The 12,592-nt window shown below is 56.1% G+C and carries 13 protein-coding genes; 5 read left to right on the forward strand and 8 right to left on the reverse strand.

Going from position 1 to position 12,592, the window contains the following annotated elements; genetic code table 11:
* Positions 1–96: 96 nt before the first annotated feature.
* Both metR and BM323_RS18285 read left to right on the forward strand, forming a co-directional pair.
* Positions 97–1,029 (forward strand): HTH-type transcriptional regulator MetR, encoded by a 933-nt coding sequence (gene metR, locus BM323_RS18280; protein WP_008105792.1) that lies wholly within the window; start codon positions 97–99, stop codon positions 1,027–1,029.
* Positions 1,030–1,122: 93 nt separating this feature from the next.
* The gene (locus BM323_RS18285; RefSeq protein WP_008105789.1) at positions 1,123–1,602 is read left to right on the forward strand and encodes a YehS family protein; all 480 of its coding nucleotides are present in this window, start codon (positions 1,123–1,125) and stop codon (positions 1,600–1,602) included.
* A 126-nt stretch (positions 1,603–1,728) separates the two neighbouring features.
* On the opposite strand, the gene BM323_RS18290 is transcribed toward BM323_RS18285, so the two are convergent.
* The 3 genes from BM323_RS18290 to pldB form a co-directional block, all read right to left on the reverse strand.
* Positions 1,729–2,592, reverse strand: coding sequence for a carboxylate/amino acid/amine transporter (locus tag BM323_RS18290; RefSeq protein ID WP_008105787.1), 864 nt, complete (start codon positions 2,590–2,592; stop codon positions 1,729–1,731).
* 139 nt (positions 2,593–2,731) lie between these two features.
* Entirely contained in the window at positions 2,732–3,532 is an 801-nt protein-coding gene (yigL, locus tag BM323_RS18295) for a sugar/pyridoxal phosphate phosphatase YigL (protein ID WP_008105786.1), read from the reverse strand.
* Positions 3,533–3,569: 37 nt separating this feature from the next.
* Complete coding sequence (gene pldB / locus BM323_RS18300; protein WP_008105785.1) at positions 3,570–4,562, reverse strand: lysophospholipase L2; 993 nt, start codon at positions 4,560–4,562, stop codon at positions 3,570–3,572.
* A gap of 104 nt (positions 4,563–4,666) precedes the next feature.
* Here pldB and rhtB point away from each other — a divergent pair, with 104 nt between their 5' ends.
* Positions 4,667–5,290 (forward strand): homoserine/homoserine lactone efflux protein, encoded by a 624-nt coding sequence (gene rhtB / locus BM323_RS18305; RefSeq protein WP_008105784.1) that lies wholly within the window; start codon positions 4,667–4,669, stop codon positions 5,288–5,290.
* A gap of 62 nt (positions 5,291–5,352) precedes the next feature.
* Here the strand turns inward: rhtB and rhtC are convergent, their stop codons facing one another.
* From rhtC to pldA, 3 genes are read right to left on the reverse strand one after another with little or no spacing between them, the layout of a single operon-like run.
* The gene (rhtC, locus tag BM323_RS18310; protein WP_008105783.1) at positions 5,353–5,976 is read right to left on the reverse strand and encodes a threonine export protein RhtC; all 624 of its coding nucleotides are present in this window, start codon (positions 5,974–5,976) and stop codon (positions 5,353–5,355) included.
* Between the two features lie 12 nt (positions 5,977–5,988).
* On the reverse strand, positions 5,989–7,815 hold the full coding sequence (gene recQ / locus BM323_RS18315) for an ATP-dependent DNA helicase RecQ (RefSeq protein WP_008105782.1): 1,827 nt from the start codon (positions 7,813–7,815) through the stop codon (positions 5,989–5,991).
* Between the two features lie 23 nt (positions 7,816–7,838).
* Positions 7,839–8,717, reverse strand: coding sequence for a phospholipase A (gene pldA / locus BM323_RS18320; RefSeq protein WP_008105781.1), 879 nt, complete (start codon positions 8,715–8,717; stop codon positions 7,839–7,841).
* 165 nt (positions 8,718–8,882) lie between these two features.
* On the opposite strand from pldA, the gene BM323_RS18325 reads away from it, so the two are divergent.
* Together BM323_RS18325 and rarD are read left to right on the forward strand one after the other, a co-directional pair.
* Positions 8,883–9,353 (forward strand): thioesterase family protein, encoded by a 471-nt coding sequence (locus BM323_RS18325; protein ID WP_008105780.1) that lies wholly within the window; start codon positions 8,883–8,885, stop codon positions 9,351–9,353.
* Between the two features lie 22 nt (positions 9,354–9,375).
* Complete coding sequence (gene rarD / locus BM323_RS18330; RefSeq protein WP_036648698.1) at positions 9,376–10,275, forward strand: EamA family transporter RarD; 900 nt, start codon at positions 9,376–9,378, stop codon at positions 10,273–10,275.
* On the opposite strand, the gene BM323_RS18335 is transcribed toward rarD, so the two are convergent.
* Together BM323_RS18335 and corA are read right to left on the reverse strand one after the other, a co-directional pair.
* Complete coding sequence (locus BM323_RS18335) at positions 10,246–11,298, reverse strand: AbrB family transcriptional regulator (protein ID WP_008105778.1); 1,053 nt, start codon at positions 11,296–11,298, stop codon at positions 10,246–10,248. The genes rarD and BM323_RS18335 overlap by 30 nt on opposite strands.
* Before the next feature lie 145 nt (positions 11,299–11,443).
* The gene (gene corA / locus BM323_RS18340) at positions 11,444–12,397 is read right to left on the reverse strand and encodes a magnesium/cobalt transporter CorA (RefSeq protein ID WP_008105777.1); all 954 of its coding nucleotides are present in this window, start codon (positions 12,395–12,397) and stop codon (positions 11,444–11,446) included.
* Positions 12,398–12,592: the final 195 nt, after the last annotated feature.

The following is a 12,592-nucleotide window of genomic DNA, read 5'->3' on the forward strand; positions in this document are numbered from 1 at the left end:
AGATGTTTAGCCGTCCAGATGTTTACACCGCCATAATCTGCGGGTACTGTATGTTCCTCAAGCGCAATTTGTTCAATCTCGATGTGAAGGATTCTCATGATCGAACTCAAACACCTGCGGACGCTGCAGGCGTTACGGAACACCGGCTCGTTAGCCGCCGCCGCCTCACAGCTTCATCAGACGCAATCGGCGTTGTCTCACCAGTTCAGCGATCTGGAGCAGCGGCTGGGCTTTCGTCTGTTTGTGCGCAAAAGCCAGCCGCTGCGTTTTACGCCGCAGGGAGAGATTTTGCTGCAGTTGGCCGAGCAGGTTTTGCCGCAGATTCAGCAGGCTTTGCAGGCGTGTCATGAGCCGCATCAGGCCACGTTGCGTATCGCCATTGAGTGTCACAGCTGCATTCAGTGGCTGACGCCCGCGCTGAATAATTTCCGCCAGAGCTGGCCGCAGGTAGTGATGGATTTCAAATCCGGCGTGACTTTTGATCCACAACCCGCGTTGCAGCAGGGCGAGCTGGATGTGGTGTTAACCTCCGATATTCTGCCGCGCAGCGGATTGTTCTATTCACCGATGTTCGATTTTGAAGTGCGTTTGGTGATGGCACCGGATCATCCATTGGCGCAGCTTGAGCATATTTCCCCGGAAGATATGGCCGATGAAGTGTTGATGATCTATCCGGTGCAGCGTCAGCGTTTAGATGTGTGGCGCCATTTCCTGCAGCCTGCGGGCGTGAGTCCGGCCTTGAAGAGCGTGGATAACACGCTATTGCTGATTCAGATGGTGTCGGCGCGCATGGGCATCGCCGCGCTGCCGCATTGGGTAGTAGAGAATTTTGAGCAGCAGGGTTTGGTGGTGACGAAGACCTTGGGCGATGGCCTGTGGAGCCGCTTGTATGCCGCCGTACGCGAAGGCGAGCAGCGTCAGCCGGTGATGGAAGCCTTTGTGCGGTTTGCCCGTCAGCACGCCTGTGAACATCTGCCATTCGTGCGCGATGCCGCGCGCCCAGGCTCACTGCAAACCCTCTCATCCTGATGTTGTTGGGCGGCGAAGGTCGCCCGCGCTGTTATCCCTGTCCCGCCTGCTCTATAATGCGCCGCCTCAACCCGCGACCAAGAGAGATTCACCATGATGAGTAACGATGTTCTGCGCAGCGTGCGCTATATGCTTGATTTGAGCGATAGCAAAGTGGTGGAGATTTTTGCCTTAGCCGGGAGTGAAGTACCGCTGGAAGACGTGCAGGCGTGGATGAAGAAGGACGACGATGCCGCATTTCGCAAACTGCCGGATGTATTGATGGGTTATTTCCTCAACGGTCTGATTTTTTACCGTCGCGGTAAGAGTGAAGATGCGCCCGCGCCTTCGATTGAGCGCCGTATGAATAACAACATTTTCATGAAGAAATTGCGTATCGCGTTTGAGCTGAAGACCACCGATATCCCGGATGTGCTGCTGAAAGCGAACTTTAAGATTTCACAGGCTGAGGTTGGCGCGATTTTCCGCAACCCGGACCATAAGAATTTCCGCGAATGCGGTGACCAGATTCTGCGTAATTTCCTGAAAGGTTTGACGATCATTCATCGTCCGGGGCCGGCTAAGAAGGGTTAAAACGGTCGCCATAAATGGCGCCCCTACGACATACGACGATGATTTTGTAGGGTGCGCATTTATGCGCACCGAACATAAACGCGCAGATACTTTGCTCCTCTGCCGCGCTATCCCTTCCCTTTAGGCCTATGCGTTGCTTTTCTTACCTAATACCCAGCGTTTATGTACATAAAGCGAGGCAAAAATCACGGCGGCACCGGCGATAAAACTTGGCCAATGCGGTTTCTCCTGCCAGATCGCCAGATTCACCAGCAAGCCCGCTGGCACATGCATGTTGTTCATAATGCCCAACGTGCCGGCATCCACCTGCGTTGCGCCGTAGTTCCACATGAAGTAGCCCAAACCTGAAGCCGCCACGCCCAGCCACACCAGAATGCCCCACTGCAGCGACGTGGTTGGCAGTTTGTTCGGATTGCCCCACAAGCTCCAGGCGATTACCGCGATGATCACTGCGCCCAGATAGAACCACGAAAACGCGGTGTGCTGAGGCATCGGGCGAGTTTCCTGCAGACGTTTGTAGCCCACCATGCCGATGGCGAAGCAGATGTTTGCCGCCTGTACCAGCAGCAAGCCGAACCAGAAATGATCGCTGACTTTGTCGTAACGAATAATCGCCGCACCGATTACCGCCAGTAGCGCGCTGAAGGCATAGCCAATACGAAGCGGACGTCGGCTGAGCAAATCGTAGATCAGCGTGACATACAGCGGCGTCATCACGGTGAACAGCAGGAACTCGGTCACGCTCAGATAGAGATAGGCTTCAAAGCTCAGCAGATACATGATGCCGAGCTGCAGCATGCCCACCAGCATATACAGCAGGATGGTGGAAGCACGATATCCGCGCCAACGCAGGAACGGCAGGAAGACGATGGCGGCGAGCGCCAGACGCATTAACACAGAGAACCAGGAATCCACCTGACCTGCCAGGTATTCCCCGATTAAACTGAAGGAAAAAGCCCACAGAATGGTGGTAACGATCAGTAACGGCACGGTAACGATCTCAAAATGAACAGTGGCGCTAGTGTAAACAAACTGTCGTTAGCCGAGTAAACTATTTGGTTTACAAGTGAACAAAACAAGCTCAATTGGGCTGTCGTAAGGTCGCCATGAATGGCGACCACATCCCAAACTACGCGAGGAACAATTTACGCAGCGTGTGCGGTACGGCGTCATCCGCGTTGCTGCCAATCACTTCCAGCGTCGGCAAGGTATCTTTCAGGCGCTGCTGCGCATTACGCATGATGCAGCCTTTGCCTGACATGCTGAGCATCTCCACATCATTCATGCCGTCGCCGAAGGCGATGCACTCTTTCAGCGAGTGGCCGAGCTGTTTCGCTACCGCTTCCAGCGCGTGGCCTTTGGAAACGCCGCCCGCCATTACTTCCAGGCACGTTGGCAGCGAGAAGCTGACATTCACGCGATCGCCCCAGCGCGCTTCAATCGCCTGCTCCATCGGAACTAAACGCTCCGGATCTTCGCAGGTGAAGAACACTTTGCTGATGCCGTCGGTCGGCAGCATGCCCGGCTGGTAAACCTGATAGTTAAATACTGATTCGCGGAAATAGTCCTGCTCATCCGGACGATGACGGCTCATGAACCACTCATCGTCGCGATAAACGTGCGTCAGGATGTGCTCGTCATGATATTGCAGGCCATACAAATCGCTGGCGATGTCGGCGTCGAGGTTGTGGCTGAACACCAGTTCACCTTCGGCGTTGTGCACGCGCGCACCATTGGACGTGATCATATAAGCCGGGATGCCGAGCTTATCGCGCATCTGTCCGACGTCGATATAGTGACGGCCGGTGGCAAAAACAAAGTGGATGTCACGCGCCACCAGTTCCTGCAGCGTAGTGCGAGCGAACGGCGTCAGGCGGTGATCCGGAGAGAGCAGCGTGCCATCCAGGTCGGATGCGACGATGTGATACATGTAAACCTCGGGTGTTGATATCGGAAAGTAAAATTGATTAAGCGTGGTGTTCAAAAAAATCGACCACCGCGTTTAGCGCTTCGGCACGCATCGCGTCTGTTTCAAACAAGATCTCATGACGCGCTCCTTTTATCACATACGGCACGTTACCGGCGCAGGGATGTCCTGCTTCGGCCATCGCCGTACAAAATAGATTTTGTGAACGGTTATCCACCACATCATCTTCACTCGCCTGCAGCAGCAAGGTCGGCGTGGTGATGTTCGCCACCTGGTTGAAGATGTCCCGACCGGCTTGAACGCCTTCGCGCACCCAGTGATAAGTGGGCCCACCAACGCGAAGCGCCGGATCGTCAGCGTAAAAACGCAGGTTGCGGCGATAGCGTTCGCGGCTGTGCGTCAGCCGGTTGATGCCAAACGGATTGGCGCGCCAGCGGCCGGTGCCCAATGCGTAGCCTTCACGCAGCGCGGGCAGTTTTTCGGTCCAGTCGAGAATGCGGTGCGCCATCCAGTCGGGCAGCGGCAGCACAATGCCAAACATCGGCGCGGAGAACACCGCAGCGTGAAACGCCTGCGGTTGACGCGCCAGAAACAGCGCTAAAATCGCGCCGCCCATCGAGTGGGCCAGCACGTAGCGCTGCTGATAATGGTTGCTGACTATCTCTTTCAGATACAGCGTTTCCAGATCGTCAACGTAGTCACCAAAATCCACCACATGGCCGCGGTGCGAATCTTCCAGCAGACGTTCGGAACGTCCCTGACCGCGATGGTCGAGAATCACCACATCGTAGCCGCACATGAACAGGTCGTAAGCCAGTTCGGGATACTTGATGTAGCTCTCAATGCGGCCAGGCACGACCAGAATGACACGACGATGTTGCGGTGAGGTGAAACGGACGTAGCGAATCTTCAGGTTGCCGACGCCGGTGAATTCACACTCTTCACGGCGACGCCAGAAGTCGAGCAGCGGACCGGTAGCAAAGGCCGAAAAGCCTCGCTCACGTCCGAGCCAACTCTGTTTATGATGCTGCATCCATCCCCCTGAAAAAAACGTGATTCGCGCGCCTGTGCTGCGTAGCGTGCGGCGATTTTCTGTCGTATTGTGTCACACTTCGCTAACTTCAGGGAATGTCACACATGACCATTGAATGGTGGTTAACGTACCTGCTGACCACAACTATCCTCAGCCTTTCACCCGGTTCCGGCGCGATTAACACCATGAGCACCGGCATCAGCCACGGTTATCGCGGCGCGGTGGCATCGATTACCGGCTTGCAGCTCGGCCTGGCCATTCATATTGTGCTGGTCGGCGCCGGTTTGGGTGCGCTGTTTTCCCAATCGATTCTGGCGTTTGAAGTCCTGAAGTGGGCTGGCGCAGCCTATCTGGTGTGGCTGGGCATTCAGCAGTGGCGCTCAGCGGGCGGTATCGATCTTGACGCCGTTGCCAAAGCGATGCCGCGTCGCCGCCTGTTCAAGCGTGCGGTGTTGGTGAACCTCACCAACCCGAAAAGCATCGTGTTTCTCGCCGCGCTGTTCCCGCAGTTTATTCAGCCGCACCAGCCGCAGCTCATGCAATATCTGGTGCTCGGCGTTACCACCATTGTGGTCGATATCATCGTGATGATTGGTTACGCCACGCTGGCAACGCGCATTGCTGGCTGGATCAAAGGGCCGAAGCAGATGAAGCTGCTGAACCGCACCTTTGGTGGATTGTTTATGGCGGTTGGCGCGCTGTTAGCCAGCGCACGCAGAATGGCGTGATATTCAACCCGGTGGGCATAAATGCCCACCCTACGTAGGGTCGCCATTAATGGCGACCTGGCTTAACGCGAAATAATCAGGTGAATACCGAATCCGGCAAACAACACGCCCGCCATACCATCCACCCACTTCGCCATCCGCTGATACTTATCACGCATCCACGGCATAGCGAAAATCGCCGCTACCAGCGTAAACCACGCGAACGTCTCACCAATAATCAGCAGGAACAAGCCCCAGCGCTCCATCGCGCCGACGTCGTTGCCAACAAACAGTGAGAACACGCTACCGAAGTAGATGATCGCTTTTGGGTTCGACAGGTTAGTCAGGAAACCTTTCAGGAAGCTCATGCCTCTTTTCGGCAGCTCCACCACCGGCGCTTCCGATTGCGGCTGCTTGTGACGTTGACGCGCTGAACGCATTAGCTGCCAGCCCATCCACAGCAGATACAATCCGCCGCCGACCATAATGATTTCATGCAGCCAGGCCATTTTTTCCAGGATCAGATGCAGGCCCATCAGCGCCACACCGGCCCAAATCACAATGCCCAAGGTAATGCCCAGAACGCCCATCATCGCCTCTTTGCGCGAGCGGCTCGCCGCCGTTTGCGACACAAAGAAGAAGTCCGGGCCGGGACTCATCAGCGCAACCAGATGCACCAGCGCGACGGTGGCGAATAACATCAGCATGAATTTTTTCCTTTAACTTTCATCAACATGTTCTTTGATCATCACCAGGAACGGCTTACCAAAACGCTCCAGTTTGCGATGACCGACGCCGTTCACGCTGAGCATTTCTGACGCGCTAATCGGCATTTGTTCTGCCATTTCAATCAGCGTGGCATCGTTAAACACCACGTACGGCGGAATATTCTCTTCATCGGCAATCGCTTTGCGCAGCTTACGCAGCTTGGCAAACAGCTGGCGATCGTAATTGCCGCTGTGCACTTTCGGCGAACTGCTGCCGCGCGTTTTCACCGTCACGATACGCGGCACCGCCAGCATCAGCGGTACTTCCGCGCGTAACACCGGACGCGCCGCTTCGGTGAGTTGTAGCGCCGAATGCATGGCGATGTTTTGCGTCACCATCCCGAGGTGAATCAGCTGACGCAGCACGCTGATCCAGTGTTCGTGACTGTGTTCGCGGCCTAAGCCGTACACCGGCAGTTTGTCGTGGCCGTTGTCGCGAATACGCTGATTACTGGCTCCACGCAAAACTTCAACAATATAGCCCATGCCAAAGCGTTGGCCGGTACGATAGATGCTCGACAGCGCCTTTTGTGCCTCCAGCAAGCCGTCATAGCGACGTGGCGGATCGAGGCAGATATCGCAGTTATCGCACTGCTGCTGGCGACCTTCGCCGAAATAATTCAGCAGTACCAGACGACGACAGGTTTGCGCTTCGGCAAACGCGCCCATCGCGTTGAGTTTGTGGCGTTCAATATCCTGCAACGGGCCAGGCACTTTCTCTTCCAGACATTTACGCAGCCACGCCATGTCGGCCGGATCGTAAAGCATCATCGCTTCGGCAGGCAGGCCATCACGCCCGGCGCGGCCGGTTTCCTGATAATAGGATTCGATGTTGCGCGGAATATCGAAGTGCACCACGAAGCGCACGTTGGGTTTGTTGATGCCCATACCGAATGCCACGGTGGCGACCACAATTTGCAGATCGTCACGCTGGAAGGCTTCCTGCACGCTGGCACGCTGCGCGCTATCGATACCGGCGTGATAGGCGCCAACGCTCAAGCCACGGCTTTGCAGGCGCGCGGCGGTGTCTTCCACTTTGGCGCGGCTGTTACAGTAAATAATGCCGCTTTTGCCGCGCTGATCCTGCACATAACGCAGAAGCTGCTCGGTGGGTTTGAATTTCTCCACCAGCGTGTAGCGAATATTCGGGCGGTCAAAGCTGCTGATTTGAATCAGCGGATCGTCCATCTGCAGCAGATGGGCGATGTCATTACGCGTGGTTTCATCAGCGGTGGCGGTCAACGCCATGACCGGCAGATCGGGGAAGTGCTGACGCAGCTGGCCGATCGAGCCATATTCCGGACGGAAATCGTGGCCCCACTGTGAAATACAGTGCGCTTCATCCACCGCCAGCATCACCGGATTCCACTGATGCAGGCTGTCGAGGAAGTTGTCCATCATCAGGCGTTCAGGCGCGATATATAGCAGCTTGAGTTTGCCAGTACGACAGTCCGCAAACACCTGCTGCTGCTGCTCGCGCGTTTGCGTCGAGTTGAGGCACGCTGCTGCCACGCCGTTCGCCAGCAGCTGATCGACCTGATCTTTCATCAGTGAAATCAGCGGTGAAACCACCAGCGTCAGCCCTTCGCGCACCAGCGCCGGGATTTGATAGCACAGCGATTTGCCGCCGCCGGTCGGCATCACCACCAGACAATCGCGTCCTGACAGGGCGGTTTCGATGATGTTTTGCTGACCTGGGCGGAACTGCTGGTAGCCGAAGGTATCTTGTAATACCTGCTGCGCCAGCATTTCCTGATTAAGCACTGCCGATGTTGCCACGGTAATCCTGTCTTTGTTGCGGGTTAGAACAGATCGTTGAGCGTCACGCCCACGCCGAAGCGCGTCTGGCGATGGTTATAGTCGATCAATGATTCACCATAGCCGCTGAACACCTGCGTGTAAAAGCGCACATGTTCAGAGATCGGGTAGCTCCAGGCGAAGGTTGCACCGCCGAAGCCGCTGTTCCAGTTGTAGTTTCCTTCCACGCTGAAAATGTTCTCGCCCATCATGTAGCCGAGCTTGGCGCGGTAGTAACCCATGTATTTGGTGATGTCCGGGTTATCGTCATTGCTTTCACTTTCTGGCAGACGATACCAGGGTTTGATCTCCGCGAGCAGATTGCCGTTCTGCGCCATGAAACGCGCATAAACGCGGTTCCAGCTGCGCGAAGTCGGCTCGCTGCGGCCGTTCGACTGATGCACTAAGCCGGTTTCCACATCGCGTAAGGTCCAGCCTGCAAAGGTGTAATCAGTGGCCCAGCCGAGGAAAATCTGTGGCTCATAATCGGTTTCACGGAACGGTGATGACGCACCACGGTTCGAGAGTTGCCACCACGAGCGCTGAGTATAGGACGCCGCCAGCACCGAGTTATCGCCTAAAATGCCGCGCCATAGCGGAAACGCCAGGCTGAGCTGGAATTTTACTTCATCATTTTTAGCTTTGTCTGCCCAGTTGTACGAAGAGATCGCCTCTTTGTTCATGTCGGTGGTGTAGGTGTAGAGCAGATAGTTGTTTTCGTAAGGATAAAGCACGAACGGGTTATCGTGTTTCTCCAGCAGGTTAGCGATAATGCTGCCCTTCACTGCCGGTGCATCATGAACCTCTTTTATCGTGGCTTCTTCAGCCTGCGCCAGGCCAGGAAGGATCAGCGCCGCGGCCAGCAAGGCGTAATGCTTACGCATAGAATTCTCCAGAGAACTGCGTGTCGTAATCGTCAAGTGACGGTTCAAAAAGCAGGCCATTCTACACGCAAAACCTGCGGTTGATCAGCGCCGATTTCCGAAACTGGAAAGCGGCTCGAACGCGGCATAATATACACAACTCGTTAACATTTTAAGGCAGGAATTATGTCATCCCCGTTGCTGACACAGCAGGAAGCGCGCCGTCTGATTGGCGAAATTTTTGTTTATCACATGCCCTTCAATCAGGCGCTCGGATTAGAGCTGGATCGACTGGAAGCGGATTACGCCGAGCTCGGCTTCGCCAATAAAACCATGCTGGTCGGCAACGCGGCGCAGCAGATTTTGCATGGCGGCGTCATCGCCTCGGTGCTGGATGTCGCCGCCGGGCTGGTGTGTGTCAGCTATGCGCTGACGCGCCAGGAGAGCATTACCGAGGAAGAGCTACGTCAGCGCCTGTCCCGTATGGGCACCATCGATATGCGCGTGGATTATCTGCGCCCAGGCCGCGGCGAGCGCTTTATCGCCACCAGCAGCCTACTGCGCGGCGGTAATAAAGTTGCCGTGGCGCGCGTGGAGTTACATAACCAGCAAGGCGATTACATCGCTACCGCTACCGCCACCTACATGATTGGCTAATCAGTACTTTTGGAATGACATGATGGATTCGCAACAAACTCGCCAGGGTATTGGCTACGCGCTCGGCGCTTACTTCATTTGGGGCATCGCGCCCGCCTACTTCAAGCTGGTCAAAGAGGTGCCCGCCACCGAAATTATGACGCATCGCGTGATTTGGTCCGCGCTGTTTATGCTGCTACTGATCACCCTGACGCGGAGTTGGGCGCAGGTGCGCAGTGTGCTGGCGCAGCCGAAAAAGGTGCTGCTGCTGGCGCTGACCGCCGTCACCATTGGCGGCAACTGGCTGCTGTTTATCTGGGCGGTGAATAATCAGCACATGCTGGAAGCCAGCCTCGGCTACTTTATCAACCCGCTGATTAACGTGGTGTTTGGCATGCTGTTCCTGCGCGAACGCTTCCGCCGCTTGCAGTGGCTGGCGGTATTGCTGGCGACAACGGGTGTGCTGGTGCAGCTGTGGCAATTTGGATCGCTGCCGATTATCGGCCTTGGCCTGGCGCTGAGTTTTGCTTTGTACGGTTTGGTGCGCAAAAAGATTCAGGTCGATGCGCAGAGCGGCATGCTGATCGAGACTTTGTGGCTGTTTCCGCTGGCGGCGATTTACCTGTTTGGCTTTGCCGATAGCGCCACCAGCCATCTCAGCACCAACGCCATGAGCCTCAATCTCAAGCTGGTAGCGGCGGGCATCATCACCACCATTCCGCTGATGCTGTTTGCGGCCGCCTGCGCGCGTCTGCGTTTATCGACCGTCGGCTTCTTCCAGTATCTGGGCCCGACGCTGATGTTCCTGCTGGCGGTGCTGTTCTACGGCGAGAGCCTGACGCCAGATAAAATGGTGACCTTCGGCTTTATCTGGCTGGCGCTCGCCGTGTTCATTATCGATGCGGTCGCGTTCTCAGCTCGGGCGCGCATGCGCGTAGCGTGAAATAAAACGCGCCAGCGCCGGGCCGGTGAGCAAGATGGTGAACAGACGCAGCGTCTGCAGCGCCATGACAAATGCCATATCGACCCGCGTGCCGGCCGCAATAATCGCCACGGTATCCAGCCCGCCCGGGCTGGTTGCCAGATAGGCGGTCATCAGATCGACATGCAAAACGCGCGTCAGCATCCAGGCTAATCCGCCGCACAGCAGCATCAAGCCGAATATCGACAGCAGCATTTGCGGCAGCGTTCGCAGCGCAAGCTTGAAAATCGGCCGGGTGAAACGCAATCCCACGCTCCAGCCAATCAACGCATAAGCCAGCGCCAGCAACCATTCCGGTACCTGCAAGGTCGCCACATCGGTGCCGTGCAGCACCGCGCCGATCAGTGCCGGTAGCAGCAAAGCGCCGGAAGGAATGCGCAGCCTCTGGCCGAGCCACGCACCGGCGAACATCACCAGCAATGTCAGCAGAAAGCTGCTGTGCAGCGCGGGAAACCACACCAGTTCAGCCGCACCGCCGTTGGAACCCAAGCCAATGCGCGCCACCACTGCAGCAGCAGTGGCGACAAACAGCACGCGCAGATACTGCATAAACGCCACCAGCCGCACATCCGCGCCAAAATCACCGGCCATTGCCACCATCGCCGAAGCACCGCCGGGCGACGATCCCCATGCGCCGGTTGGGCCGGGCAAATTACTGAAGCGCACCAGCAGAAAACCGGACAGGCCGCTGGCCGCTAGCGTCAGCACCAGCACCGCCAGCACCACCGGCCAATCCTGAATCAGCGGCGTGAGTATGCCCGGCGATAAGCTTTGGCCGATCATGCAGCCGAGCACCGCTTGCGCCAGCACGAAGAGACGTTTATCGATGCGAACAGTGGCGCCGGACAAACCCATAACGGTGCCGACGATCATCGGGCCAAGCAGCAATGCCGCAGGAAGGTGGAACAGCTGGAGGATAATCCCCAGCACTAACGAAGCAATCAGCAGAAGTGTCCATTGCAGTCGCAATGAGAAGCGCGCCATAGGAGAGAATCAGATAGTGAGCAGAGCCAACAGGTTACGCAGAAAATTGAAGTTTATCTACCAGGTCGCCATAAATGGCGACCCTACGTTTTTCATGAGCGGTTTTGTAGGGTCGTCATTCATGACGACCTGGACTTGAGAACGGTTATAACCAATTCTTGCGTTTGAAATAGAGGTACGGCGCCAGGCCGGCGAGGATCATCAGGCTAATTGCGCCCGGATAACCAAAGCTCCATTTCAGCTCCGGCATAAACTCGAAGTTCATGCCGTAGCTTGATGCCACCAGCGTTGGTGGCAGGAATACCACCGATACCACCGAGAAGATTTTGATGATGCGGTTCTGCTCGATGTTGATGAAGCCCATCGCCGCCTGCATCAGGAAGTTAACCTTCTGGAACAGCGATTCGTTATGCGGCAGCAGCGATTCGATATCGCGCAGGATTTCACGTGCCTGCTCCAGCTGATTCCCCGGCAGACGCGCTTTGCGCACCAGGAAGTTGAGCGCACGCTGGGTATCCATCAGACACAAACGCACTTTCCAGCCGATATCTTCCAGCTCCGCCAAACGTGACAGCGCCTGGTCGTACTCTTCGCCCTGCTGGCCTTCCATGATCACGCGGCTGAGTTTCTCCAGCGCGCTATAGATGTTCTCGATCTCATCCGCCAGCTGTTCGATTTTGGTCTCAAACAGATCCAGCAGCAGCTCATAGGCGTTGCCGTCAGTCAGCATCTGGTTGCGCGCACGCATGCGATAGAGACGAAAAGCCGGCAGCTCACGTTCGCGCAGCGTATACAGGCGATCTTCGCGGATGGTGAATGCCACGGTGGAGTTACCAGCATGGTCTTCGGCATCTTCAAAGAAGAAGAAGGAGTGAATGTGCAGGCCGTCTTCGTCTTCGAAGAAACGCGCCGAGGCTTCGATGTCTTCCAGCTCCGGACGCGTTGCCAGGCTTTGGCCGAGCTCACACTGCACGCGATCGCGTTCGCTGTCGTCGGGTTCGATCAGATCGACCCAAACAGACGTGTTGAGTTTGTCGTTGTCTTCTTCCAGCTCGATGCGCGTCAGGCGATTACGATCGAGTTTAAATGCGCTCAGCATAGCAATAACTCCCCATTTTTTCGGAATGGGACAAGGCGGTGACCACTGTAGATTACGGGCACGGCGAAGCCTGAACACGGAAACTTTCGCTTCAAGGGTAAATCAGTGCTAACTCACGCGACGAGAGTAAAAAAGGGAGGTCGCTGATAACCGCTAAGGCTACCAGCTAAAAGAGGTAACCTTAGGAGTTCCTGT

The sequence above is a fragment of the Pantoea sp. YR525 genome (genome assembly GCF_900116775.1).
In the GTDB taxonomy this organism is placed as follows: domain Bacteria; phylum Pseudomonadota; class Gammaproteobacteria; order Enterobacterales; family Enterobacteriaceae; genus Pantoea; species Pantoea symbiotica.